This window comes from Nostoc sp. DedSLP04 (assembly GCF_034530775.1).
GTDB lineage: Bacteria > Cyanobacteriota > Cyanobacteriia > Cyanobacteriales > Nostocaceae > Nostoc.
Window position 1 is genome coordinate 25,604 of sequence record NZ_JAVRCL010000062.1, and the last position, 24,574, is coordinate 50,177.

At 39.0% G+C, this 24,574-nt stretch carries 25 protein-coding genes; 12 read left to right on the top strand and 13 right to left on the bottom strand.

The window, feature by feature from the left end; genetic code table 11:
• Positions 1 to 16: 16 nt before the first annotated feature.
• The 5 genes from urtB (at position 17) to RMX89_RS27560 (ending at position 3,856) form a co-directional block, all read left to right on the top strand.
• Positions 17 to 1,177, top strand: coding sequence for an urea ABC transporter permease subunit UrtB (gene urtB / locus RMX89_RS27540; protein ID WP_322691162.1), 1,161 nt, complete (start codon positions 17 to 19; stop codon positions 1,175 to 1,177).
• Positions 1,178 to 1,204: 27 nt separating this feature from the next.
• A complete protein-coding gene (gene urtC / locus RMX89_RS27545; RefSeq protein ID WP_322691163.1) occupies positions 1,205 to 2,323 on the top strand; it encodes an urea ABC transporter permease subunit UrtC in 1,119 nt (372 codons plus the stop codon).
• The gene (gene urtD / locus RMX89_RS27550) at positions 2,298 to 3,044 is read left to right on the top strand and encodes an urea ABC transporter ATP-binding protein UrtD (protein ID WP_322691164.1); all 747 of its coding nucleotides are present in this window, start codon (positions 2,298 to 2,300) and stop codon (positions 3,042 to 3,044) included. Before urtC ends, urtD begins: the two co-directional genes overlap by 26 nt.
• 108 nt (positions 3,045 to 3,152) lie before the next feature.
• Complete coding sequence (locus tag RMX89_RS27555; RefSeq protein WP_322691165.1) at positions 3,153 to 3,434, top strand: hypothetical protein; 282 nt, start codon at positions 3,153 to 3,155, stop codon at positions 3,432 to 3,434.
• 17 nt (positions 3,435 to 3,451) lie between these two features.
• Positions 3,452 to 3,856 (top strand): type II toxin-antitoxin system VapC family toxin, encoded by a 405-nt coding sequence (locus tag RMX89_RS27560; protein WP_322691166.1) that lies wholly within the window; start codon positions 3,452 to 3,454, stop codon positions 3,854 to 3,856.
• A 202-nt stretch (positions 3,857 to 4,058) separates the two neighbouring features.
• Here the strand turns inward: RMX89_RS27560 and RMX89_RS27565 are convergent, their stop codons facing one another.
• Complete coding sequence (locus RMX89_RS27565; RefSeq protein WP_322675041.1) at positions 4,059 to 4,454, bottom strand: hypothetical protein; 396 nt, start codon at positions 4,452 to 4,454, stop codon at positions 4,059 to 4,061.
• 200 nt (positions 4,455 to 4,654) lie between these two features.
• On the opposite strand from RMX89_RS27565, the gene RMX89_RS27570 reads away from it, so the two are divergent.
• On the top strand, positions 4,655 to 4,999 hold the full coding sequence (locus tag RMX89_RS27570) for a hypothetical protein (RefSeq protein WP_322691167.1): 345 nt from the start codon (positions 4,655 to 4,657) through the stop codon (positions 4,997 to 4,999).
• Positions 5,000 to 5,252: 253 nt separating this feature from the next.
• Here RMX89_RS27570 and RMX89_RS27575 read toward each other — a convergent pair whose 3' ends face one another.
• Positions 5,253 to 5,435, bottom strand: coding sequence for a CsbD family protein (locus RMX89_RS27575; protein WP_322675039.1), 183 nt, complete (start codon positions 5,433 to 5,435; stop codon positions 5,253 to 5,255).
• 581 nt (positions 5,436 to 6,016) lie between these two features.
• Between RMX89_RS27575 and RMX89_RS27580 the strand changes: the two genes are divergently transcribed.
• From RMX89_RS27580 to RMX89_RS27600, 5 genes are all read left to right on the top strand, one after another.
• Positions 6,017 to 6,904 carry a TIGR02587 family membrane protein gene (locus RMX89_RS27580; protein ID WP_322675038.1) on the top strand — a complete coding sequence of 296 codons (888 nt, stop codon included), beginning with the start codon at positions 6,017 to 6,019 and terminating at the stop codon, positions 6,902 to 6,904.
• Positions 6,901 to 7,296 (top strand): TIGR02588 family protein, encoded by a 396-nt coding sequence (locus RMX89_RS27585; RefSeq protein ID WP_322675037.1) that lies wholly within the window; start codon positions 6,901 to 6,903, stop codon positions 7,294 to 7,296. The genes RMX89_RS27580 and RMX89_RS27585 overlap by 4 nt, the downstream gene beginning before the upstream one ends.
• Before the next feature lie 479 nt (positions 7,297 to 7,775).
• Complete coding sequence (locus RMX89_RS27590) at positions 7,776 to 8,570, top strand: hypothetical protein (RefSeq protein WP_322691168.1); 795 nt, start codon at positions 7,776 to 7,778, stop codon at positions 8,568 to 8,570.
• A 402-nt stretch (positions 8,571 to 8,972) separates the two neighbouring features.
• Positions 8,973 to 9,992, top strand: coding sequence for an MFS transporter (locus RMX89_RS27595; protein WP_322691169.1), 1,020 nt, complete (start codon positions 8,973 to 8,975; stop codon positions 9,990 to 9,992).
• Positions 9,993 to 10,437: 445 nt separating this feature from the next.
• A complete protein-coding gene (locus RMX89_RS27600) occupies positions 10,438 to 11,415 on the top strand; it encodes a hypothetical protein (protein WP_322691170.1) in 978 nt (325 codons plus the stop codon).
• 283 nt (positions 11,416 to 11,698) lie between these two features.
• Here the strand turns inward: RMX89_RS27600 and RMX89_RS27605 are convergent, their stop codons facing one another.
• Both RMX89_RS27605 and RMX89_RS27610 read right to left on the bottom strand, forming a co-directional pair.
• Complete coding sequence (locus tag RMX89_RS27605; RefSeq protein WP_322691171.1) at positions 11,699 to 13,144, bottom strand: deoxyribodipyrimidine photo-lyase, 8-HDF type; 1,446 nt, start codon at positions 13,142 to 13,144, stop codon at positions 11,699 to 11,701.
• 82 nt (positions 13,145 to 13,226) lie between these two features.
• Positions 13,227 to 13,352: a hypothetical protein gene (locus RMX89_RS27610; protein ID WP_322691172.1), complete on the bottom strand. Its 126-nt coding sequence runs from the start codon at positions 13,350 to 13,352 to the stop codon at positions 13,227 to 13,229.
• A gap of 233 nt (positions 13,353 to 13,585) precedes the next feature.
• Between RMX89_RS27610 and RMX89_RS27615 the strand changes: the two genes are divergently transcribed.
• A complete protein-coding gene (locus RMX89_RS27615; RefSeq protein WP_322691173.1) occupies positions 13,586 to 14,140 on the top strand; it encodes a 1,2-dihydroxy-3-keto-5-methylthiopentene dioxygenase in 555 nt (184 codons plus the stop codon).
• 30 nt (positions 14,141 to 14,170) lie between these two features.
• On the opposite strand, the gene RMX89_RS27620 is transcribed toward RMX89_RS27615, so the two are convergent.
• The 9 genes from RMX89_RS27620 to RMX89_RS27660 all read right to left on the bottom strand — a co-directional run bounded on the left by RMX89_RS27620 (position 14,171) and on the right by RMX89_RS27660 (position 24,158).
• The gene (locus RMX89_RS27620; protein WP_322691174.1) at positions 14,171 to 15,220 is read right to left on the bottom strand and encodes a glycosyltransferase family 2 protein; all 1,050 of its coding nucleotides are present in this window, start codon (positions 15,218 to 15,220) and stop codon (positions 14,171 to 14,173) included.
• 127 nt (positions 15,221 to 15,347) lie between these two features.
• Positions 15,348 to 16,370: a glycosyltransferase family 2 protein gene (locus RMX89_RS27625; protein ID WP_322675031.1), complete on the bottom strand. Its 1,023-nt coding sequence runs from the start codon at positions 16,368 to 16,370 to the stop codon at positions 15,348 to 15,350.
• A gap of 262 nt (positions 16,371 to 16,632) precedes the next feature.
• Positions 16,633 to 16,767, bottom strand: coding sequence for a hypothetical protein (locus tag RMX89_RS27630; RefSeq protein WP_322691175.1), 135 nt, complete (start codon positions 16,765 to 16,767; stop codon positions 16,633 to 16,635).
• Entirely contained in the window at positions 16,748 to 17,737 is a 990-nt protein-coding gene (locus RMX89_RS27635; RefSeq protein ID WP_322691176.1) for a glycosyltransferase family 2 protein, read from the bottom strand. Before RMX89_RS27635 ends, RMX89_RS27630 begins: the two co-directional genes overlap by 20 nt.
• Before the next feature lie 69 nt (positions 17,738 to 17,806).
• The gene (locus RMX89_RS27640) at positions 17,807 to 18,775 is read right to left on the bottom strand and encodes a glycosyltransferase family 2 protein (RefSeq protein ID WP_322691177.1); all 969 of its coding nucleotides are present in this window, start codon (positions 18,773 to 18,775) and stop codon (positions 17,807 to 17,809) included.
• A 160-nt stretch (positions 18,776 to 18,935) separates the two neighbouring features.
• On the bottom strand, positions 18,936 to 20,000 hold the full coding sequence (locus RMX89_RS27645; RefSeq protein ID WP_322691178.1) for a polysaccharide pyruvyl transferase family protein: 1,065 nt from the start codon (positions 19,998 to 20,000) through the stop codon (positions 18,936 to 18,938).
• A gap of 101 nt (positions 20,001 to 20,101) precedes the next feature.
• Positions 20,102 to 21,373 carry a lipopolysaccharide biosynthesis protein gene (locus RMX89_RS27650; protein WP_322691179.1) on the bottom strand — a complete coding sequence of 424 codons (1,272 nt, stop codon included), beginning with the start codon at positions 21,371 to 21,373 and terminating at the stop codon, positions 20,102 to 20,104.
• A 47-nt stretch (positions 21,374 to 21,420) separates the two neighbouring features.
• A complete protein-coding gene (locus RMX89_RS27655) occupies positions 21,421 to 22,713 on the bottom strand; it encodes an O-antigen ligase family protein (RefSeq protein ID WP_322675026.1) in 1,293 nt (430 codons plus the stop codon).
• Complete coding sequence (locus RMX89_RS27660; RefSeq protein WP_322691180.1) at positions 22,710 to 24,158, bottom strand: hypothetical protein; 1,449 nt, start codon at positions 24,156 to 24,158, stop codon at positions 22,710 to 22,712. Before RMX89_RS27660 ends, RMX89_RS27655 begins: the two co-directional genes overlap by 4 nt.
• Positions 24,159 to 24,574 lie beyond the last annotated feature (416 nt).

Consider the following 24,574-nt stretch of genomic DNA (forward strand, 5'->3'; position numbering starts at 1 on the left):
AAATAAGGAGAAATAAGTGTTAGCAGGATTTTTAGAAGCTGTATTTAATGGTATTAGTATTGGCGCTGTATTATTAATCGCAGCGTTGGGGCTGGCGATTATATTTGGCTTGATGGGCGTGATTAATATGGCGCATGGTGAATTGATGATGTTCGGTGCTTATACAACATTTGTTGTGCAAAATGTATGTAAGCAATTGGGTGGGGTGTGGTTTGAAGTCTATATATTTTTGGCTTTGATTATTGCATTTATATTCACGGCAGGTGTGGGATTAATTTTAGAAAAAGGTGTGATTCGTTATCTCTATGGACGCCCATTAGAAACTTTACTAGCAACTTGGGGAGTAAGTTTAATTTTTCAACAGTTTGTCCGCAGTGTGAATTGGGTATTGATAATTGGTATCGGCTTATTTTCTCTGCTGTTTTTTGGAGGTTTATGGATTTTAAATTCTCGTACTGATTTGGGAAGGGTTCGTAACTGGATTGTGGCAGTGATATTTTTATTATCGCTAGGGGTGACAATCACAACGGGCAATTTATTGAGTCAAACTTATCAGTTAGCAGTAACTCAACCTTGGTTTGGCGCTCAAAATGTGGATGTAACAGCACCGACTTGGTTACAAGCAGGGATATCTTTAGGTGGTGTGCAATTGCCCTTTGCCAGGTTATTTATTATTGCTTTAACAATAATCTGTGTGGCAGGAATTTACTTATTTTTACAACGTTCTAGCTGGGGTTTAAGAATTCGGGCGGTGACGCAAAACCGGAGTATGAGTGCTTGTTTGGGTATCCCAACTCAAAAGGTGGACGCGATTACTTTTGCACTGGGTTCTGGTTTAGCTGGTGTGGCGGGATGTGCGATTAGTTTACTCGGTTCTGTGGGGCCAAATACGGGACAAAACTATATTATTGATACTTTTATGGTGGTTGTCGTTGGAGGTGTGGGCAATTTAGCCGGGACGATTGTGGCGGCGTTGGGTATTGGTACGGCTAATTTTTTAATTGGTTCTGGGACTTTGGCTTTGTTGTTGACTCCTGTTAAACCTTTGACTGATTTTTTTACTTTTTTTGCAACGACAAGTATGGCGAAGGTGATGGTATTTGCGCTGATTATTGTGTTTTTACAGTGGAAGCCTGGGGGAATTTTTCCGCAGAAGGGACGTACTGTTGATGTTTAAACCGCAGAGACGCAGAGGACGCAGAGAATGAGGAAGAGGGGAGGAAGGTTATTAATTGAGGCGGGGGTGACGATCGCGATCGCACTCTTCCTCATCATCATTATGCCACTGCTGCTGTCGGAGTTTCGCCTAAATTTGTTGGGGCGATTTCTGTCGCTGGCGATCGCAGCTTTAGGTATCGATTTGATTTGGGGTTATACTGGTTTACTAAGTTTGGGACATGGTATTTTCTTTGGTTTGGGTGGATATGCGATCGCAATGTACCTGAAGCTGCAAGTCCCTACTGGAGAATTGCCTGATTTCATGGGGCTTTATGGGGTTACAGAACTTCCCGCCTTTTGGCAGCCTTTTTATTCGTTTCCTTTGACAATAGCTTTGGTGGTATTAATTCCGGGGTTATTGGCGGGATTGTTGGGATATTTGGTTTTCCGAAATCGCCTCAAGGGAGTTTATTTTTCCATCTTGACTCAAGCCGGAACTATTGTATTTTTCAACTTCTTTAACGGTCAACAACAATTTTTCAACGGCACGAACGGACTGATAGATTTTACAACTTTGTTTGGCGCAACGGTGAGCGATGCCAAGACGCAGTTTATTTTCTACACGCTGACGGTAGTGTTTCTCGCAGCCACCTACGGAATTTGTCGTTGGTTGACAACTGGACGCTTTGGGAGGTTGTTGATAGCGATTCGTGATGATGAAAGTCGGGTAAGATTTTCTGGCTACGACCCTACAGATTTTAAGGTGCTGGTGTTTGCAGTTTCCGGTGCGATCGCAGGTATAGCAGGAGCATTTTACACCATTCAAAGTGGTTCTGTATCACCCAGAGCAATGGATATTGCCTTTTCGATTGAAATGGTGATTTGGGTAGCAGTAGGCGGACGCGCTACTTTAATTGGCGCGATTGTCGGAACTTTGTTAGTAAATTATGCCCGCACTTTTTTAAGCGAACAATTTGCCGAAATCTGGCTATTTTTCCAAGGCGCACTATTTTTGATAGTCGTTACAGTCCTTCCTGACGGCATTGTGGGATGGTTGCGCAGTCATAATATTTCTCTTTTCCACCGTCGTCAAGAAATTGCTACATATCCCACTTTAGAAGAAGACCCCGAAGTGCAACATGAACGCGAAAATATTGGAAACTGAAAATGTAACTGTTAGCTTTGACGGTTTTAAGGCTTTAAACCAGCTTAACTTTAGTATGGATGTGGGTGAATTACGAGTCGTAATTGGCCCAAATGGTGCGGGAAAGACAACGTTTCTAGATGTGATTACGGGGAAAGTTCAGCCAACCGTAGGGCGAGTTTTATTCAAAGGTAAAAACCTGCGTTCTTTACCTGAATATAAAATTGCCCGATTGGGAATTGGGCGCAAGTTTCAAACACCTCGAATTTACCTGAATTTAACACCACGCGAAAATCTAGAAATTACCAGTCACAAGAAGAAAAATGTATTTTCTACTTTGTTTGAACCTTCTCATGCTGTGGAAAAGAATAATATTAAAGGATTATTAGAAACCATTGGTTTAACTCCGAAAGGCGATATCAGAGCAGCTTTACTTTCTCACGGAGAAAAGCAACGTTTAGAAATTGGGATGTTAGTAGCACAGTCACCTGATTTATTACTTGTTGATGAACCCGTTGCTGGTTTAACAGATGAAGAAACCCACAACATTGGCGAACTACTTTTAGCACTAGCGCAGAGTCATTCAATTTTAGTAATTGAACATGATATGGAATTTGTGCGTCAAATTGCGAAGAAAGTGACAGTATTACATGAAGGTTCGGTGCTGTGCGAAGGTAATTTTGAAGAAGTGCAAAATGACTCTCGTGTGATTGAGGTGTATTTGGGAAAACAGGAAGACTAAATTTTTAGCTCTACAAGGCTTAGATATACTATAGTCACAAGCTTAGTGACCGAGTATTTGTGGAAAAAGCTATAATTGCCCTAGCTTTAATTGAAATCGTTTATTCTTATGAGCCAACTGCTAACACTGGAATTAAGTGATGATGTCTATGCAGCTTTGCAGCAGCAAGCTGATGCCATCGGGCTTTCGGTAGCAGAATTGATTGTGACATCTCTTGATGGGCAGCATGGTCTTCTGACTGGTGCAAAGCTACAACCAGAAGTTCAGCCAGAAGAAGCACGTCAACGGTTACTTAGTTATGCAGGTGCAATTAGCTTGGGTTATGCCACAGGTATAGATAACGAAAGCATTGATGCTGACTTGGCAAAAGCTTACACCAATGATTTTTAAGCATTGGAATGTAGATAATGCTGCTTGATACGTCAGGATTGCTCTGCTTTCTCCATAAAGATGAGCCACAACATGAAAGGGCAGTTGAACTGATTGCTACTACAAGCAGAAGTCGGCTTACGCACAACTATGTTTTAGCAGAATTAGTGGCTCTAGCATTGGTTCGAGGTTTTTCCCGTTCAATTGTACTCTCATATAGCCTTGAACTAATCAACAATTCAAACGTTCAAATTGTATGGGTTGATGAGCGGCTACATCGAGAAGCAATAGATTTCTTGTTAGCAAGACAAGATAAAACCTATTCATTATGTGATGCTGTAAGCTTTGTGTTAATGCGTAGGCAAGGAATTATAGAGGCATTAACAACTGATAAACACTTTGAGCAAGAAGGTTTTACTCGTTTGTTGCGGTCAGCAGGCTAACACTGCGCTGCACCTCTGTATGAAATTTTCATCTCTATATCTTCCATAGAAATTTCTAATGTCTGGCGAACAAATAGAAAATTGTGGACATCCCAATTGTGATAAAAAGCTTGCTTCAGCATAAGTAGAAACACCTTTGATATTTTAGATTGTTCAATCCAAAATCTCAAATCCAAAATCCAAAATGATATTATCTCATTTTCTATGCAGTTTTCTCATTTTTATCTGATGCTTGCTCTGCAATATTTTTTAAGCGGCTCGCTCTCATTTTGCGGAGGCGATCGCTATTACGAACACCACCTGCCATTTCATATTCAACGCTGTCTTTACCGTACTTGATAGCAACCACCATTAACATTTTCTCAGAAAGCTGCTTCAAGTTTTTTTCCATATTTTCAACTTCTGTTAAAGTAGAGTCAACTATAGCCAGAGCGCTATTATGAACATCAATTTTATTACGTAACTGTTCGATTGAATCAATCAGTTTTTCTAAAGTATAATCTTCTTCAAATTTAATGCTTGGAATAATCGATTTCATTCCAGATGCTCTTAATTCAGCTTTTTCTAAAACGCGGGATGTACGTTTTTGACGAGACATAAATTTTCTCTTTTAAGATACTTCTAGAACTAGCTTGCCTTAATTAAACCCGATTCTGGTTCAGCATAAATCGCAAATTGCGATCGCAAAATTTTTAGCTTATAGCAGTAATATCCCGGTATATAATTACTCATATACGAGGGCAAGAGGTAGAAAACACGAGAGTAGTCGCTACAGACTTAGGAGTAGTCGCTACAGACTTGGGAGTAGTCGCTACAGACTTGGGAGTAGTCGCTACAGACTTGAGAGTAGTCGCTACAGACTTGGAAGTAGTCGCTACAGACTTGGGAGTAGTCGCTACAGACTTGGGAGTAGTCGCTACAGACTTGAGAGTAGTCGCTACAGACTTGGAAGTAGTCGCTACAGACTTGGGAGTAGTCGCTACAGACTTGGGAGTAGTCGCTACAGACTTGAGAGTAGTCGCTACAGACTTGAGAGTATTTGATTGCGTGAAAAAAACTCAGTACACTACACTTCTTGGCATTTGTCGGGAAAAGGGGAAGGAGAAAGGGGGAAAGGTTTGTTATTTTCCCTTTCCCCTTTAACCTTTACCCTTTTCCCCTCTCTTGCAAAAAGCACTTTTGCAAGAGGTCTACTTTTATTCCTTCTTCCCTGTTCCCTGTTCCCTATTACCTATTCCCTGCCTACGCAAATAATTTCAGGAATCAAAATGGATTCCTATACTTTCAGATTTAACGCCATAAAAAACCCCACTAACTTATAGAAAGTGGAGCAATCAAGTTACAAATTTAGGAGTTACTCATCGTTAAAATCGCTATTTATACTAGACTAGCGAAATTATTCTAAAACTTTTTTCAGTTCGTCTTTAATATTTTCTACGGTGTGACCAATTTGGGCTTCAGCTTGCTTTGCTTGTCCTTCAGTTTTATCTTGTGGATTACCTGTGACTTCACCCACAATCTCTTGAATTTTTCCTTCAATATTTTTTACAGTCGCTTCTATTCTCTTTTCGACACTCATGGTTTTTATCTCCAGCTTGTAGTTGATTCAGAGAACTCGCAAGATAACAGGATTTACGCAACTGGGATATTATTTTCAGTTCGTAGTGTACCCCTCCGGGGAAGCAAGCTACGCGCAGCGTCTCGTTGGCGTAGCCTCTCGCAGAGAAGAGAGGACTTTATTCCTCAATATAAGGGCTAGAGCCGCTTACTAGAAACTACAAATCCGATTTTTTTGTGACACTTGCGTAAGTCATAGATAAATTACTACTACTTGCAAAGTGGGACGAAAAGCCCGCCCATTTCACGGAACGGGTAAGACGCTCACCCTACAAGTAATAAAATATTGCTTATCTTATTACTTGTAAGTCCCTAAAGCTATTACATAATCTAACAGTTATGTATTGTTTTTTACTTCCATCAACCGAGAGAAGATTTTGGTAAATTATATTATCTTAAGATAGATGCCGATCGGTACTGTAGCAGATATTACAAAACATGAAAATCTGATAAATAAAATTTATATATATTAAACAAATAACTTTTTCGCCAATAAATGAACTATAAATTAAAACAAAATTTAAATAAAAGGAAAATAAAGGAGTGCCAACGAAAAGTCAAAAAAATATCTGGAAGAATGAGATTAATGACATCATTCGAGGTGCTTGTGGAGGTTTTTTGTTTGGCATACCCTTGCTGTACACAATGGAGGTTTGGTGGATTGGATCGCTGGCGAAAGCACAATTTATCATGACGGCGATCGCATTGATGTTTATTGTGGTTTACTTGCTCAATTATACAGAAGGCTTTCGGAAACGCAGATATACAGGCCTTGCTCATCAAGCCGCAATCGATACCATCGAAGCGATCGCGATCGGCATAGCTTGTTCTACCTTTGTGCTGTTACTATTGCGAGAATTGGCACCAGAAACCTCCCTAAAGGAATCTTTAGGTAAAATTATCTTTGAAAGTGTGCCCTTCGCTCTTGGTGTAGCATTAGCGAATCAGTTTTTGGGAGAGACTGAAAACACTAATGGAAAAGGACAAGGAAGCGATCGCGAAAATAACACAACCAAGAACAAAGGTGATGAGTTACACGCCACTTTTGTGGATGTGGGTGGAACCCTGATTGGTGCAACCATAATTGCATTTAACATCGCTCCCACAGATGAAATTCCTATGCTTGCAGCCGCAACTTCTCCACCTTGGGAATTGGCAATGATCGCCGCATCTTTGCTGATTTCTTATGGCATTGTATTTCAGGCAGGTTTTTCTAACCAGCAAAAACGTAAAGAGCAAAAGGGAATTTTTCAACGACCATCGAGCGAAACTATTATGTCCTACTTAGTATCATTGCTAGCAGGCGCTTTTATGCTGTGGTTCTTTCAAAAATTAACTTTTAGCGACCCTTGGACAATGTGGTTAGATCACACATTGATACTGGGTTTACCCGCAACCATTGGTGGTGCAGCCGGAAGGTTAGCAATATGACTAAAACAGAACAACCAAAGCGCTCAATAGCTGAGTGGATAACATTCAGCATCGCCTCATTCATCCTAGCAACGATTGTGATTCTAGTAGGCTACACTTGGCTGAACGAAAAAAATCAACCTCCCGTCCTTTCTGTCACTAAAAAACAAACAATTCGAGAAATTAATAGCCAGTTTTATGTTCCTTTTGAAGTTGTGAATAATGGAGGAGATACAGCTGAGTCAGTTCAGATTATAGCTGAGTTAATGATTGACGGCAAAGTTACAGAAACAGGAGAGCAACAAATCGACTTTTTATCTAGTGGGGAAAGCGAAGAAGGCGCATTTATATTCAGCCATAACCCGCGCCAAGGTCAGTTAAATCTACGTGTTGGTAGCTATAAATTACCATAAGGTACTGACATATAATTTTAAGAAATAGGTAATCGTATTTTTTTCTCTCACCAGAGATATAAAATCGGATTAACTATTTTTAAGTATATTTCATCAGAAATTTATAATTGCGATCGTTGTAATATGGGACTATTACGACGATCGAATACATTTGATCTACAAAACTATAAAGGTATATTTTATATCTATCGTTGCTGGTACTCCCCTAACGATAACTTTTTGCTAGGTAGTAGTGACGAGTATATTTTTACTCGTGGAGGCAATAATAATATCTCTACTAATCTGGAAATAACCTGATTGATGCTGGAGAAGACAATAACAAGTTGGTTAGTAATGGCGGTAATGAAACATTTAAGCTCAGTCGGTGCGATCGCAGCAGTTGCTTTCACTCTCTCGATCTGAGCAAATCATTGTCTGAACGTGAATATTTAATTGTTGCATTTGATGATATTATCTTAAAAAATTAAGGAGAAAACTTTGTGAGAGTTACAATAAATAAATTATTTAAGTTATCTGTAAAATATTTTTCAGCGATCGCAGCTATAATAACGGTTCTCCCATTACCAGTTAAAGCCGCTACATTTTTAGTAACTGACCGCGCTGGTTTAGGAGGCAATGATGAAGTTAATTGGGAAAGTTTAGGTAAAGTCTTTAATCCTTCTGCGCCTGATTTTTCGGCTTTTCTACCTAACTCTTTTTCAGCAACATCGCAACGTGGTTTAGGCTTGAATATAAATATAACTCCAACTAATAAGCCTCAAATTACTCCACCATTTGTTTTTCAAACTTTACCTCCACCTGGCATTCGGAGTAACTTCGCTCTAGGTGATTTTATTCTCTTCGGAGGTATAGACCCAACAGGTTTTATTCCTCTTCCTCCCGGTACTCCCGATCCTGGTACTCAGGGAAACGGCGGGCCTTTTTCGATTAGTTTTGCCCAGCCAGTTTTTGGCGCTGGAACTCAGATAGCTGTAGACACTAGTAAATTGAAAATTGAAAATTCGATCGCCGCTTTTGATAAAGCTAATAACCTATTAGGTACTTTCTCAGTTCCAAATATTTCGTCTTTAGCATTAGATAATTCGGCAGTATTCTTGGGGATTCGTAGTGATACTCCAAACATCTCACGGCTTGTTTTTAGCAGTTCTGCTCCACAATACGGCTTGGCTATTAATCAGGTAAGTATTCTTGCAACTCCCGAACCAACTTATACCTTAGCGATATTAGCTTTTGGTATTTCAGGTGGTGTTTTGAAACGACGTAAAAGTTCTTGACACTCGCACTGCATTGAAATAGTTTTCATTTAATAAGTTAGACATAAGTTAGAGATTTCGGACATACTCTAACTTATGTAAGTAACGTAAGTTTCAGATAATTATTGTCTTTAACCAAGTTCAACTCAATGTTATACAAAGAATTAGAAAACATCATAGACGCTAAGATACAAAAAGCCATACGGAAGCACGAAATTATTGTTGCTTTAATTAGTAGTATTATTGGCTTGATTTTTATTATGGGTTTGTTCCATGCTATTTTGCTCAATCACACTGAAATTCATACACTTTGCTTGTACTGATTACTGGTTGTATTCAATAGGTCTTTACGATCGAGCATTCCCTGCTGTGCAGAAAGCTAATTCAAGTTACACATCTTTTTTATAAAATGGCATTGCCCAGATGGAGAGTAAAAATAATCGCAGGGCTATATTCGTCTTATTTTTGACTGTATTTATAGACTTACTCGGCTTCGGAATTATTCTGCCGATACTGCCTTTGTATGCCGAACAATTTGGTGCAAAACCTAATGAAGCGACTTTACTTGTAGCTATTTATTCTTTAATGCAGTTCTTATTTGCACCATTATGGGGCAGATTTAGCGATCGCTACGGTCGCCGTCCGATTTTATTACTGACTTTATTCGGTTCGGTAATTGCATACGCAGGTTTAGGTTTTGCCAACTCCTTATGGATTTTGTTTATTGCTCGTAGTCTAGCCGGGATTATGTCAGGGAATATTGCCACTGCTCAGGCGTACATAGCAGATATTACTACGCCAACTAATCGAGCTCGTGGCATGGGTGTAATCGGCGCAGCTTTTGGTCTTGGCTTCATTCTCGGCCCAGCGATTGGAGGTCTTCTAATCGGGTCAGATCCGAACAACGCTAACTTTCATCTACCGTCATTGTTTGCAGCCGGATTATCTTTATTGGCATTTCTTTGTGCTTTAATATTACTTCCAGAATCTCTAAATTCTGAGACTAAAGCCAAAATCCAACTTCATCGCCACCGTCAGCAATCCCTAAACTTGTTACAGTTGTCACAGCGATCGCAGTTTTGTGTACTTGTTGGCATCTACTTTTTAGTCACCTTTGCTGTTGCAGCTATGGACTCTACATTAGCTTTATGGTCTAAGCAGCAATTAAATTGGGGGCCTCAACAAGCTAGTTATCTTTTTGCCTTCATGGGGATTGTCAGCACAATCATTCAAGGAGGACTAATCGGATTTCTCAAGAAACAATTAGGTGAAATCAAGTTACTTATCTTGGGGATATTAGGATTAGGTTTAGGATTACTGTTAATTGGATTCTCGCAAAGCTTAATTTTATTATTAGTCGCCGCCACACTTGTGGCATGGGGAATTAGTGTTAGTCAACCAATATTGAACAGCTTGATTTCCCAGATGACAGCCCCAGAATAACAAGGACAAATATTAGGAATTGCCAGTTCTTGCTCTGCATTGGCACGCATCGCTGGGCCAACATGGGCAGGAGTGAGTTTTATGAAATTTGGAAATTCTGCTCGTTTTTTGAGTGGATTTTTAGTAATGCTAGTAGCTTTAACTCTTAGTTTTCGAGTAACGAAAAGTGCATCTGAATCAAAAACAGAACGTATCGCCTGACAATCTTGATTTCAAAGTTTAATAATTTTTTGAAACAGCCTTGTATTAACGTGAGTTCGATGAACCTCTCCCTCCCAGCCTCCCTCTCCCACGGGGAAAGGGAGGAGCAACGAGAAATTAGGGTTTTGGCTCCCCTCTCCGTGTCGGAGAGGGGTTGGGGGAGAGGTCAAAAAAGGGCTTGTCGAACTCACGTTGTATTAAAAATTTTTAATCAAAAATCTAAAATCTAAAATCTAAAATTACTATGACTGGTCGCCGAGTATTATTTTTAGGCATCTTTGTAAGCATCCTCCTCACCTACGGAATTTGGATCGGTGGGAGCATTCCTGCAAGCATTATCAAACTTCCTGACCAAGGATTAAACTGGTACTATTGGAAGCTTCCCCAACCAACCTTTTGGAGTCGAGCAACGGCTTGGGGTATGTACATTGGGCATCAGTTTAGCATCTGGGCGTGTATCTTGTGGGCGCAGCGATCGCAGTTGAAATACAAATCAGCGTTGCATCCGATAAATTACCTGATGCTTGCTATTAATAGTGTATTCATCGGTTTACACTTTCTCCAAACATATATTTGGTACGATGCTCTAGCTCAAGATACTTCAATTTGGGCTTCTCAAGGTGCAGTTGTACTCTTATTAGTCTTCGTACTGATTTTAGAAACACCTCGACGCGGTTTATTTTTTGGCAATTCTGTTCCATTCCATCAACAGTTTTTGCAACTTATCAAACTATACCACGGCTATTTTTTCTCTTTCGCCGCTATCTATACCTTCTGGTATCACCCAATGGAAGCGACTTTGGGGCACTTGATTGGTTTTCTGTATATGTTCTTGCTTTTGCTCCAATCTTCCTTGATTTTTAACCGCACCCATGTAAACCGTTGGTGGACATTTACTTTGGAGGCTTCAGTGCTTTTACATAGTGTAATCGTGTCATTAATACTAGGACAAAGCAAGTGGCCCACATTTCTTTTTGGTTTTTTTGGCATTCTGGTACTTACTCAGCTTCATGGTTTACCTGTGGGTATCTGGGCTAAACGTACTATCTACGGAGCCTTTTTAGTGAGTGTCCTGGCCGTTTATACACTGACTGAACGCGGCTTGGGCAGAATTTACGAAGTAACCTACATTCCTCTGATTGAGTTTGGATTAGTTGGTGCAATTTACTTAATCTTCCTACTCATCTTATGGACAATTTCTCATTTACCTGTCAAGACATAATGTCATATAGCAATCTGATTTGATTTCTGAATTAATCGTAGGGACTAGGGATTGGGGACTGGGGACTGGGAAGAAGGAATAAAGCTGTACTGAGTTTTTTTCACGCAATCAAATATGAGTCCTATATATATCAAAATACCCATAAGTTTGTAGTAAGGACTTTAGTCTTTTATCCAAAGCACTATATGAACAAAATCAGGATTAAAGTCTTGACTACAAACATTTTTGAAGGAAGGTTGATTAGCCAAAAATACTATCAATAAACATTAAAAAATTAGCAATTTTACTCACCACTACTAAGGATTTTTTGCTGTTGATAACGCAGTTTAAACTGCTGTTGCTGTATTTTATGATCCACAATTGGGTCAGGGTAGCCAACAGCATGACGTTCTAAAGGTGGAATTTTCCCAGTAACTAAATATTCTGTATCTACAGACCGCAATTCTGATACCCATTGCCGAATATATTCCCCATCTGGATCGAATTTTTGTGTTTGACTGGCTGGGTTGAAAATTCGCACAGGTTTAGGGTCCATGCCGCTAGAAGCGCTCCATTGCCAACCGCCATTATTAGCAGATAAATCACCATCAATCAGGTGCTGCATAAAGTATTTTTCTCCCAATTGGGGATTAATTAGCAAGTCTTTAGTAAGGAAACTGGCAACAATCATTCGACAACGGTTGTGCATCCAGCCACTTTCATTCATCTGGCGCATTGCTGCATCCACAATGGGGTAGCCTGTTCTTCCCTCACACCAAGCTTGGAAATGTTCTTCGTTAGTTTGCCAAGGAAAGTTTTTAAAGGCGTCGCGGAAAGCACCATCAGCTAATTCCGGGAAGTTGTACATTGCGTGTTGATAAAACTCCCGCCAAGCTAATTCCTGTTGCCATGTGCGGATATTAACTGCTGTTTCCTCACTGCGGCTATTTTCTATTGCTTCTACCGTGGCTTGCCAAATGGTGCGAATACCAATTACACCAAATTTTAAAGCTGCACTCAATTGTGATGTTCCGTCCACTGCGGGGAAATTGCGCTGTTCTTGATATTCAGTAATCGCTTTATTAGTAAATTCTTCTAATCGTTCTTGTGCTGCCGCCTCTCCTGGTGAAATAATCAAGTCACCATCCCAAATAAATCCTAAATCTTTTGCTGAAGGTAGTGCGATCGCTCCTGCAAGTTTGGCAATTTCCTGTTCGGCTTCCGTTAATCCCTCAACATTTTGCAGTGTTTCTACTGGTTGAGCTTTCGGTTTGGCAATCCAATTTTTCCAGAAGGGTGTGTAAACTGTGTAAGGATTGTTACTACCCGTGCGTAACTCCTCTGGAGAGTTGAGGATTTGATCCCAGTTTTGGTTAAGAAACTCAATACCTTTTTCTTTGAGGGCATTTATAATGGTACGATCGCGTTCTTGTGAATAAGGCTCTACATCCCAATTCCAAAAAACAGCTTTGGCATTTATTGCTTCGGCTAAAGCTGGTATCGCTTGTACAGGATCGGCGTGGAGGATTAACAACTGGCTACCAACTTGAGCATATCGCTCTTGGAGTTTCTGCAAACAGCCAATCATATAAGTTACTCTCACAGGAGCAACATCATCCCGTTCCAGAAGATTTGGATCTAGGCAAAACACGCCCACTACCTTCGGACTTTGCCGTTTTGCCGCAGCCAGTCCCGTATTATCAGAAATGCGTAAATCGCGCCGATGCCAAAACAGAATTAAGTCAGACATTCCATGCTGGATATAGTTCACCCGTACTAGCTTAAATGCTAGTGGTACCAATAAGCATCATTCTGGCGATAAATTTATTCTTTTAATGGGTATTGGGAATTGGGTATTGGGCATTGGGGAGGCAGTGCGGTCTTGGGGTTTCCCCAAGTGGAGCAACTGCTGTCATCGGGCATTGGGCATTGGGCACTGGGCATTGGGCACTGGGCATTGGGCATTGGTTATTTTTGTTGTCCCTCTAAAATTCTGATCTAAGGAAGCCTTATCTTAGTTTTTGTATACATTCCCTATTGCCCATGCCCCATGCCCCATGCCCCATGCCCCATGCCCTATTCCCTATTCCCTATTCACCATGTCTCATTCCCCGGTTTCTCAATCGGGAATAGTGGCTTTTTATCTCAAAATTGAGTATACTCTTCTTAACAGTTAATTAGTCTTTTTGTCATGGCTAACCTACTACTTGACGACGGTACGATTGAGAGCGATTTAGACGAAATAGCTCGCGAACTTGCACCTCTTGGCGTTCAACTCAAACACTACGACCCAGGAACATCGCTACTCTTCCCTAATCTGCGAGACCAGGACGTTTTAACTGAGACCGAGAAACGTTATTGCGTAGAACTCCACAACAGCGTTTTTGAATTTCTTCAGCAAGAAAATGGCGCTCTCTGGTGTGACTTACTAAATGTGCATCCAGGTTCGTTCAATCTTCACCACCTGATCGCAACCTACGGTCGTTATCATACTCATCCTGCGCCTGAACCCCTGTATGTGTTGTCAGGAGAAATGATTTATGGCTTCGTGCAACCTGATGGCAGCCAGGTACAGCTTTTAGTTCAGGCACAAGACTATCTCTACATCCCGGCTGGAGTTGAGCATTGGTGCAGCCCAACTGCATCGTTGAATTTCAAAGGGATACGCTATTTTGCGATCGCAGAAGGTTGGGTTCCCAATTATACAGGGACTCAAATGAGTGATTCGATCCAAAAGCCGCGTTAAAGCTCATTTCTGCACGTCCTTTGGCCGAGGTCACGAAATCGCGTTGCTCCCCCCTAAGCCTTGTGAAATGCGCTGTCTTTGAGTATATCCTGTAGTCTTTAAAGCAACAGTCTCAATTCGACTGTAAAGGAACTGGGGCAAAAGACGAAGGAAATAGGCAGCTCCTAGGGTCAAAAGTGTACGGCGTGGTTCTTTAGAGAGAATATGCCAGTTGGTTGCTAATGCTTGATTCACCAACTTCACAGCCATTGCACCATCTTGCAGGCTGACTGCTCTGCGGGCTAAGTAACGCAACATATAGGCTCTAGCTAGTGTTTCCCATTGATTAACTATTTCTGGAGCATATAAGCGTGCCCTACTAACCATTAATTCCCAAGCATCTAACTGCTTGAGAACGTTTGCTGATAGTCCCCCTGAATTTACCCTATATAAAGTCAAAGCTTCAGGAATACCCTCTATTTCCAGATCGCTCTTAACAGACATCCGAAACCAACATTCAACATCTGTTGTGTCACCATTAGGATGGCGCGATCGCTCATCGAAATAAAAATTTTCAACTATACCGTAAAGATTGTCTTGGAATTCAATAGCTTCAAAAACTTCTCTTTTAATTACTGCTACCGAACCATTGCTAATTGGATTGCGGCAAAAGACAATTGCTGGAGTTATTCCTTCCATCTGAGGCATTTGATAAATACCTAAAGGGTTGCCATTATCATCAATAAAAGCAGAGCGGCTAAAGCTTACCCCGACATTAGGCGAATTATCTAAATGCTTAACGTGTTTTTCTAATTTTTCTGGCAACCATAAGTCATCAGCATCTAAAAGAGTTAAATATTCTCCCTGTGCATGGCGAATCCCAGTGTTTCTTGCCCCAGGTAGACCCCGATTTTTTTGACGAATAATTTTAATTCTAGGGTCTGTAAATTGCTGACAAATTTCTATACTTTTATCAGGAGTACCATCATCAATAATTAAAATCTCGAAGTTCTCATAAGTTTGTTCAAGAGCCGATTGCAGTGTAGCAGCTATATATTTTTCTGCTTTGTAAACCGGAATAATGATAGAAACTTTCTTCATTGTTGACTATTCCCATTGATTTAATTTAATTAATCTCTAATTAAATTTACTATGCATTATTAAGAAATCTAATTATGCTTTAGGCATAGGACTTCTTAATTATTTATAGAAAAGTTATTAATTATTTCTAGATATTTTCTTGAAGAATACGACGTTTTTGGTTAGCCCCTACTATATTATTTGAAACCAGAGCTTCAAATTTATTGTAAACATTTTGAGGTAAGAGTAAAAGTAAATAGGCAGCTACCAGTGTCAAAAGTGTACTTTTGGGATTTTCAAGAAGAATATGCCAATCAGCTATTAACGCCCGATTAATTAATTTTACAGCCATTAAACCTTCTCGTAGTCTTACGGCATTACGAGCTAAATACTGCAACTGGTAAGCTCTAGCTAGTGTTTCCTCTTGAGTAAATATTTCTGGAGCGTAGGAGCGTGTCTTTTCAATTAGCTTTTCCCAAAAATCTAACTGCTTGAGCATATTTGCTGAAAGCCCTTTTGAATTAACCCGATACAAGGTCAAGGGTTCTGGAATGCCCTCTATTTGCCAATTGCTTTTAATGGAAATACGAATCCAAAATTCGTTATCTTCTGATTGGAGTAAGCGTTCATCAAAATAACAATCTTCATTAGTACCGTAAAGATTATCTTGAAATTTAATCGCTTCCAAAACTTCTCTGCGCATTACCGCAGCCGAGCCATTACCAACCGGATTGCAACTGAGCAAATAGGATGGCGTGATTTCTTTAAGCTTGGGCATCTGATACGTACCTAAAGCTTGTCCAGCTTCATCAATAAAAGCAGAACGACTGAAGCTAACACCGACTGCTGGTGAATTTTCTAAGTGAGCAATTTGTTTTTCTAACTTTTCTGGCAACCAAAGATCATCTCCATCTAAAAAAGCTAAATATTCTCCTTGAGCATGACGAATACCAGTATTCCTAGCTCCAGATACTCCTCGATTTGCCTGACGAATAATTTTAATTCTGGGGTCAGTAAATTGCTGACAGATATTTATACTTCTGTCCAAAGAAGCATCATCGATAATTAGAAGCTCGAAATTTGTATAGGTTTGCTCAAGAACGGATTGTACAGTAGCAGCTATATATTTCTCAACTCCATAAACCGGAATAATTACAGAAACTTTTTTCATTTTCCAGACTGACTTTAGTTTCAGTTTGCTCTCAGGTTTTACTAGTAGTACAGTAATCTTTGATATGGCAATGGGAATACTATCTGATGGATACGATCGCACCTTCTAGTGATAGCATCTAAAAAAGTGAGATATTTATCCACTTGGCTATCCGTCTAGTTATAGGACGAATCCCACTTCCTAACTTTTCACCGGATAATGTAAGATATTTCCTTCTAGTATGCGTTATAAAGCAATTGTTGTAGTTAATGATACTTTTTTTCTACGTGTGGATAGTCTGATTGAAATTCTTAGCAAGCGATCGCTCCACCATTATCCAGAATAAGACTGAGTAACTATCCCATTGAGTTACCAAGTGGCAAGTACAACAACTTACCTCAACCGATTCTTTTTTCATGAATATTCAACTTTTGAACGTGAGCAACGCGAATTTTACTAATAATCTGGAGCAAGTATGCAGAAATATTTTCTACAAGTATTTTTTTCAACAACAATTTAATAATTAGCTTTTGAGTTTCCTTTTCCAGAAGAATTTTTGGATATAGCTGAATTGCTTTCCCCAATTTTTGACTTGCTTTTTCAACTCCTTCATCACCTGTAATTCTTGTTAAGCATAGCTTACAAGAATATCGGTAAACATAAGCTAAACTATAATTTTTCAGTATTTGAATTTCTGGCGATCCTGATTGAAAAGCTCGCTCCAATACTTGGAACTGACAGTCTTCCATAAATTCAACTTTAGATGACATTGAATTTGAAGATTGACGATAAAAAATCTGTGGTTTAGTAACTACAACAAACGACCATTTTGCAGCTAAACGTAGCCAATAATCCCAGTCTGCTGCTCCTGATACTGAAGGTTCAAACTCTCCTACAGATTCAATCGCTTGCTTACGGATTAAGGGATTTGAACCACTAGCAATAAAGTTCCAGGTTAATAAATTCGCCAAAACCTTACCTTGGAAAAAGATCGGCCGATCCAGATGGCAATTTCCAGTTTGTTCATCCATAAAATAAGTCCAGCTATAAGCAACACCTGCTTCTGGATTTTTTTGCAAAACTTCTAACTGAAGTTCTAGCTTGTCGGCTGTCCATAAATCGTCAGCATCAAGAAAGGCTATAAAATCTCCCTTAGCATGAGAGATACCACGATTACGAGCTACTGATAAACCTCCATTCTCATAGGAAAAGACTTTTATACGACTATCTTTCAACTCATCCAGTAGCTTAAGAGTTCCGTCTGTTGAACCATCATTGATAACAATTATCTCAAAATCAGAAAAAGTTTGTTGTTGTACTGAGACAATTGTATCGACAATTGTGCGTTCAGAATTATAAGCGGGAATAATGACAGATATAGTTGGCATATGATTTCAATAAGTTGCTAAATTCTACTAGCTAATTAGTATCAAAAGGTTGCTTTCTAATAACAGCCTCTATTGCAGCCTTGGAACCGCAACAGACCTAGCCAAAGAAAAAGGTCGAGTCAAGTACTTAGCAATTTGAGGAGAAAGGACTTGCATTACTAGCCATTTCATTAAATAACGCTGAGTTACTCTTTCTCGCAAAATCTGAGGATATAAAGAAACCGTCTTCCACAATTTACGACCAGCTTGGTTGAGCTGTTCTCTATTAGTCACATGAGCTAGTTCCATACCCGTTAAATATTGATAGATATTTGCTAGGCTTTGATTTTTAAGATTTTGTAACTCTGGCGGTGCTGCTTGAAAGCCTCTCTCCAAGACAATAAGCAAATATTTCTCCATCTTCTCAACTTTTGTTGACATAGATTTTGAAGAGTGACGATAGAAAATTTGAGGTTTGGGAACTACTGCAAAATCCCAGTGCTGTGCTACACGAAACCAATAATCCCAATCTTCCACAGAAGAAAGTGTTGGGTCGAATTCTCCAGCAGATTCAATTGCTTGTTTACGAATTAAAGGATTAGAACCATTGGAAATAAAGTTACTAAGTAATAATTTGTCATATACATTACCTTCGTAGACTACATTATGACCAGGGTGAAAAATCTCTGCTGTTTCACTCATGTTCAGAGTCCAGCTATAAGCAAGTCCTGCCTCTGGATGTTTTTGCAATGCTGCTAGTTGTAGCTCTAATTTATCAGGTGTCCATAAGTCATCGGCATCGAGAAATGCCATAAACTCTCCCGTGGCATGAAAAATACCACGATTACGAGCTACTGATAGACCAGCATTGCTGTATGAAAAAATCTTGAGACGAGAATCTTCAACAGTCTTCAATAGTTCTAAAGTCCGGTCGGTTGAGCCATCATTAATAATAATTAACTCAAAATCAGAAAAGGTTTGTTGAAAAACGGATTTTATTGTTTCTAAAATAGTGCGTTCAGCATTGTAAGCGGGAATAATAACGGATATAGTTGTCACGTTGCTTCGCTCCGAATTCAAAATTCAAAATTCAAAATTAATGATCCCTATAAATAAATTTAGTTGCTCTGTATCATGAGTCGTTTTCGGTCATAGAGTTTAACCAGATGGAAAGTAGAAATATTTTTGTAATTTTTCGTGTAGGCAGAGCATAAACCAGTTAGTTTGGGAATAGTTCCAAAAGTTCTTGTGCAGCCACCTGAATTTGTGAAGATTTTTTTACAAATCTGCAAAAGGGAATTGAGTAAGTCCAAGCTTGATAAAATGCCTCATTTTTATGGTAAGCATTAGGTAGAAAGACATGAGGAATACCCATAAGAATGCAGAGAATATGTCCGTGCAGACGGTTTGTAATAATTAGACGATGCTGTTTAAATTGATACATCCCATGATGCATATAACTTAAGGATTTAAGATGCATTGAGGAGTTATATAAGCTATTGAATCCAAAGGAATAATGATGGAAGTATTTCCAAAGATGTCGATATATCCACTCACCAGGAATCACTGTACCTTTTTGCAAGCCTTCCCGAATTCGCTCCATACGTTCAGTTGTGTCATATTTGAAAGAAGTCCAATCTTCTACAACTAAATTAGGGAGATCGATAGAAGTCTGAGAATTACTTTGATTCAACTCTTTGTCATTTCTATAGTGATATAAAATAGAGTTACTACGGTTAGACCTAGATAAGAGGCCAGGTAGATTGACCATTTGAAAAGCCATATCAGGTGCTTTAATTACCTGACAGTTGTAGAAATATTTTAGAGCAAGTTCATAGCTATATTCGTCACGCACAAACAAAGTCAAATTAGGATGTGAGTTGAATACATTTGCTGCTTCTATTAAATTGGTAGGTTCAACAAAATAAATACTTTGTGGTAGGATAATTATTGGTCGATCTCGGTATTTGGAAATAATCTGTTCGCGAAATTTTTGATGAGCAGTCCAAAGATCGCCTAAATTCCCTCCTCCTTGCAGGAAAATAGGAGATTTTCCAATTCTTTCTTCCATTACTTTGCTAGAAAAGTTATTAGGACTAGCAGTATATTTAATTTTTGTTTTTTGCACATTAATTAAATAAAGTATAGTACCTAACCCGATAAGGTGATCGCCAATATTAGGATAGTCAGGATAGTCTAGTAATGCACACTCTGGAAATGTCTCTAATTTCCCTAGTGATTTATGCAGAAGTTCTTTCAGCTGTTCCGGTTGGGGGGTAGCCATTAATTTTAGTTCCTCGTTGTTATTCGTTATGTCTCAATGAACAAGTGTAGTTAGAAAAAGGTATTTTTCTAACAAGCCAAATTTTTACTCAGCTTTAGTTTTTATTTTGCAATTGATAAAGATTGAGTTCTAGATAAAACATATTTACTAACCCAAATGCTGTAAAGAGGTAATGCTAATATATGAGCCATGAACACCGCAACAGCTACCCAAAAAATTCCCCATTTCACAGCTACTAGTAATGAAATTGTAAAAATTACAGTAAAAATTAAGTTCCAGTAAAGATTAATATGACTTTTATCTACAGAATTAAGTAACATAGAAGCGCCATCAGCAAATGGGCGTGGTATGGCTGACAAGCAGATAACTATCAATACTGGAATTGCTGTTATCCACTTTTGCCCAAAAATAATTGGGACATAAAATGGAGCTAGGCTTGACTGTAGCAAAACCAATGGAAAGACAATTAAGGCAAATGTTTTGAGGCTACTAAAATAACGTTCTCGAAGCTGCTTAACGTTTCCCCGAGCAGCACAAAGATGCGGGTATAAAGACCAAGTCATTGTATTTATTACATTCATGCTGATTCCTAAGCCAGCATTGAAAGCAAAATAGTAAATTCCTAGCGCCTGGACTCCTAAAAAACGTCCAATAATCAGGTAATCAAGATTAGCTCTTAGCTTATTTAGTAACTCAACGCCAAGAATATTTCTGGCATAACTAACAACTTCCTGCCACTTATTAAAACTAAAGAACATGGTAGGACGCCAAGGATGATTCATTAGATTGATAACAATCCAGACTGGAGTCGTAATAACAATAGGTATAACAACAGCCCACATTCCCATCCCTAATAGAGCTAAACATATAGTGAGAATATTGATTAGAAACGACTGAGTAGCATTACATAATGCTGTGATTTTCAGGCGGTTCTCTCGCTGGATTAAGGCAGATTGAACTGCAAAGATTGGTAGCATTAAGTAAACTAATGCCATAATGCAGATAGGCAAGATAACTTGGTTATTACTATAAAACAAAGCAACTGGTAAAGCGGCAAGACACTGAAGAATAAACATTACTCCACATAGTATCCAATTAAGGCAGTAGGATGTCTGACAAATAATTTTCAGATCCTTCTCTGCTGCCTGAACAATCTTAGAGCCAATTCCAGCTCTTAAGGTAAAAACAGTTGCGAATTCATTGGTAGTCAAAACGATTGCTATCAATCCATAATCGTAAGGATTTAACAGTTGAGATAAAGTAACTGTTGTTCCCAATCGGAAAACACGATTTACTAACTCTGCTCCCCCCATCCAACCAATATTACGCACATATTGACTAGATACTTTTTGCCTTAGCTTTTTGATTAACATGAGGGCATCCTTAAGAGAAAATTAAATATTTTTTATCAATTTTAAATTTAAGTATAAGCAGCTTCAGGCTTCTTATTAAGAGAAGATTTAGGAAGCTGCACTTCTTCTTTAAATGCAATTCCCATGATAATTAAACCGGGATAGTATAAGTAACCTAAAACCTCTTGGCTATCATTAAATGTAAAAAGTAATAGAGTGACAAGAAAATATAATGCTACCCTAGCAGTTGTGCTTTTCTGTGCTTTAATCAGCAAAACTATAAAACTCAATAAAATTGGTACTAAAAAAGCGATGAAGCCAACTATCCCTTTCACAAACAAGAGACCAAACCAAGTATGGTGAGAGCCGATAGGCATTTCCGCTAATGCTTTAGGCCCTGGTGCTTCTCGAAAACCATGACCCCATATAGGAGCTTCTTTCCATTTCTCCAAGGCAATCATACCTAAAGCTTCATGCACTCGTGAAGAGTCCGGTCTAGCATTATAAAATGCTTCTTTAGCATCCCTAATAGTACCAAGAAGTGCCGTGCTAAAAATACCTGCTAAAAAGCTAACAAATCCGAGTGCAATTTGTGTAGTAGGTTTAGTAATTTTTGTAAGTAACAAAACTAATATGAAAACTATTGGTAAAGCTATAAAAGATAAGCGAGAAACAGATACTATACTCATCGCTAAAGAGCCAGCTATACCAATCCAGCGCCACTTGTTGTTACGTTCTTCAATAGCAAGGAAGAAGTAGATGTTTCCAATAAGACCGAGCGCAGGTGCCCAAGGTGCAAATAGAAATAGACGGATATCATTCGTACCGTAATCACTACCATAGAGATTTACGTTGTAAAAAAGCTCACCATTCTGGATTAATCTTTCAATTGGAGAAGAATATAGGTGTGCAGGTAACTTTAGTATCCAAGCTAGATAAAAAAAGGGAATTAAAATCAAACTTTGAAGACATAAGATGCAGACGGCCCTATAGATTAGTTGTGGTCGAATATTGAGACAGCCGCTTAATGGAAATAGTGCTAGCAAAGCCCAATCTGTAAACCAGTTAATCAATGACCTAAGAGTTTGATTTGTACCTACATCATAAGTTATACAGCCTACAATTGTAGCGATCGCTACGATCAGAATAGAGACAATCCAAACCCAATGTATCCAATAAACTTTGATTCTTTTTTCAATACGAGTTTGCGCTGTTTGGTTCCAAAGCCGCTTACATAAGTAAAAAAACAGTATCCAGGCTAATACAAAATTTACAGGATATAAAATACCAATAAAATAAAATACATAGGTACTAATTATCCAATACCAAACAAGACTTTCTTCAAAGTTTTGAGGTTTCATTGTTCCATTCTCTTCCTCTCTGTACTCACAGTCTTATCAGATATTAAATTTTTACGTTCGCGCCACCAAAGTAACACCAGTCCAAGGGATACGAAAAGGGAGCCTAAAGTTGAACCTAGTAAAACTAATTTATCTTTTGGTGAAGTCGGTTTCTCAGGTAATGTAGGCTGTATAACAAGTTGAATCAGTGGATAAGATCCAAAAGTATTCGACTTGCCAATATCCAGTCTGGTCAAATTTGAAGAAAAGACCGCTCCAGCAATTTGCGTATTTCGCTTCAACGAATCCAAGGTGCTTTCCAACTGTGTTAAATTCTTGAGCCTACTCTCAAGCTGGTTAATCTGTTGCTCTATTGCTTGAGCTTGAGCAGTGAATCCCTTTTGGTCTGCCTGAACTATAACTAGTTCTTGGGAAAGAGCGTCTCGAGGAACGTTGTTACCAGAGTTATTGCTACTAAGGCTTAATTGCTTTAGAACTGCCAAAGTGAATTTTCGCCCTAAAAGAGACTGACCTCGAACTAGCAAGGCCTCTTGAGCAGCGTCTCTTTTCGCTTTCTCTGTAATTAATGTCGGATGGCTAGGCAGAAATTTGGATTCTAAAACTACCACAGAAGCGCTAGCATCACTATAATTTTTTAAGTTTTGTTGAAATATCTGGTCTGTTTGAAGGGTAAAAGCATCTGTAGCTTGTCCAGCAGATAGTTTTAAATTATTCGATAATTGTGCCAAACGAGTAGTAGCCTGTTGCTGTTGACCGATTATTTCAGCTCGTTGTCTGCGGAGCTGTTCAATGTTGGTTGTCAAATCCTTAATTTGATCTTCAGAATTCAAACCCGAACGTGCTTTGTAATCGGAAAGCCGCTTATGAGCATCTGCTAATTTTTTTTGCGAAGAAATCAGGGACGTTTGATAACCTATATCTCTTTGAACAGCTTCTTGATTTCGTAGCTTGTTGAGTCTTGTTTGCAAGGCTTTGTAAAAAGCTAAAGATTTATTTTGAGCTTCCTGGGGACTCGCGCCTTCGAAGTCAACGCTCATCATGGAAGTATTAATTATTAGCTTGAGCCGAGGTTTGCCAAACTCTTCTAAAGACATATTAAGTTGCTCGGCTGCCGATCTTAATATAGGTTCGCTTTCAGCTATAAATTTATAAATTTCTCTTGGATCTTGAGAAGAAAGAGCAGCGTATGGAGACACATTTTCATAATTAGCATAGCCAATGTCTGGTAGATTAATATTGGCATTTGACCATGCTCCTGGCAGATTAATAGCTGAAGAACTAGTGTAGGTCGGTGGTGTAAGTTTTAGATAAAGAAAAGTTGCAGCCCAAAATGCTATGTTTGTTGTTATACCTAGAAGTAAGTAACGCTGCCAACATCCTTTTCTCGCTACTAATTTTCTCAAACTGCTAGGGTAACCCGCAGAGATTTCTGTATGATTGGCCATTAAAAATCCTCTAAAGTCGGGAACTGGCTGCGGAATTACAAAGTCTAGGTGGGTTTTACGATTTGCCTAAGTAAACTTACAGGATCGTACTACATTGTTACTTAAAAATTGATTAATAATTCTTAGTAAAGTTTCCTTCCTAAACAGCAATGACAAAACCGCCTGATGGTCAATATTGCATCCATGCAGACAGCATCCTCTAGGGTTCAATAAAATTATCCACCCGGATATCCACTTAAGTAGGTGCAAATAAAGATAAGCAGTGAGGGTTGTCATTTGTCATTTGTCCTTAGTCATTTGTAAGGGTTTTAGGTGTATTTACATTTCGTAACCTAGTTAGGTTTTTTATCGCAGACTTACTTAACCCTCTTCTGTCACTTTCCGACATAAGCAAGTAGTAAATAACTGAAATTATC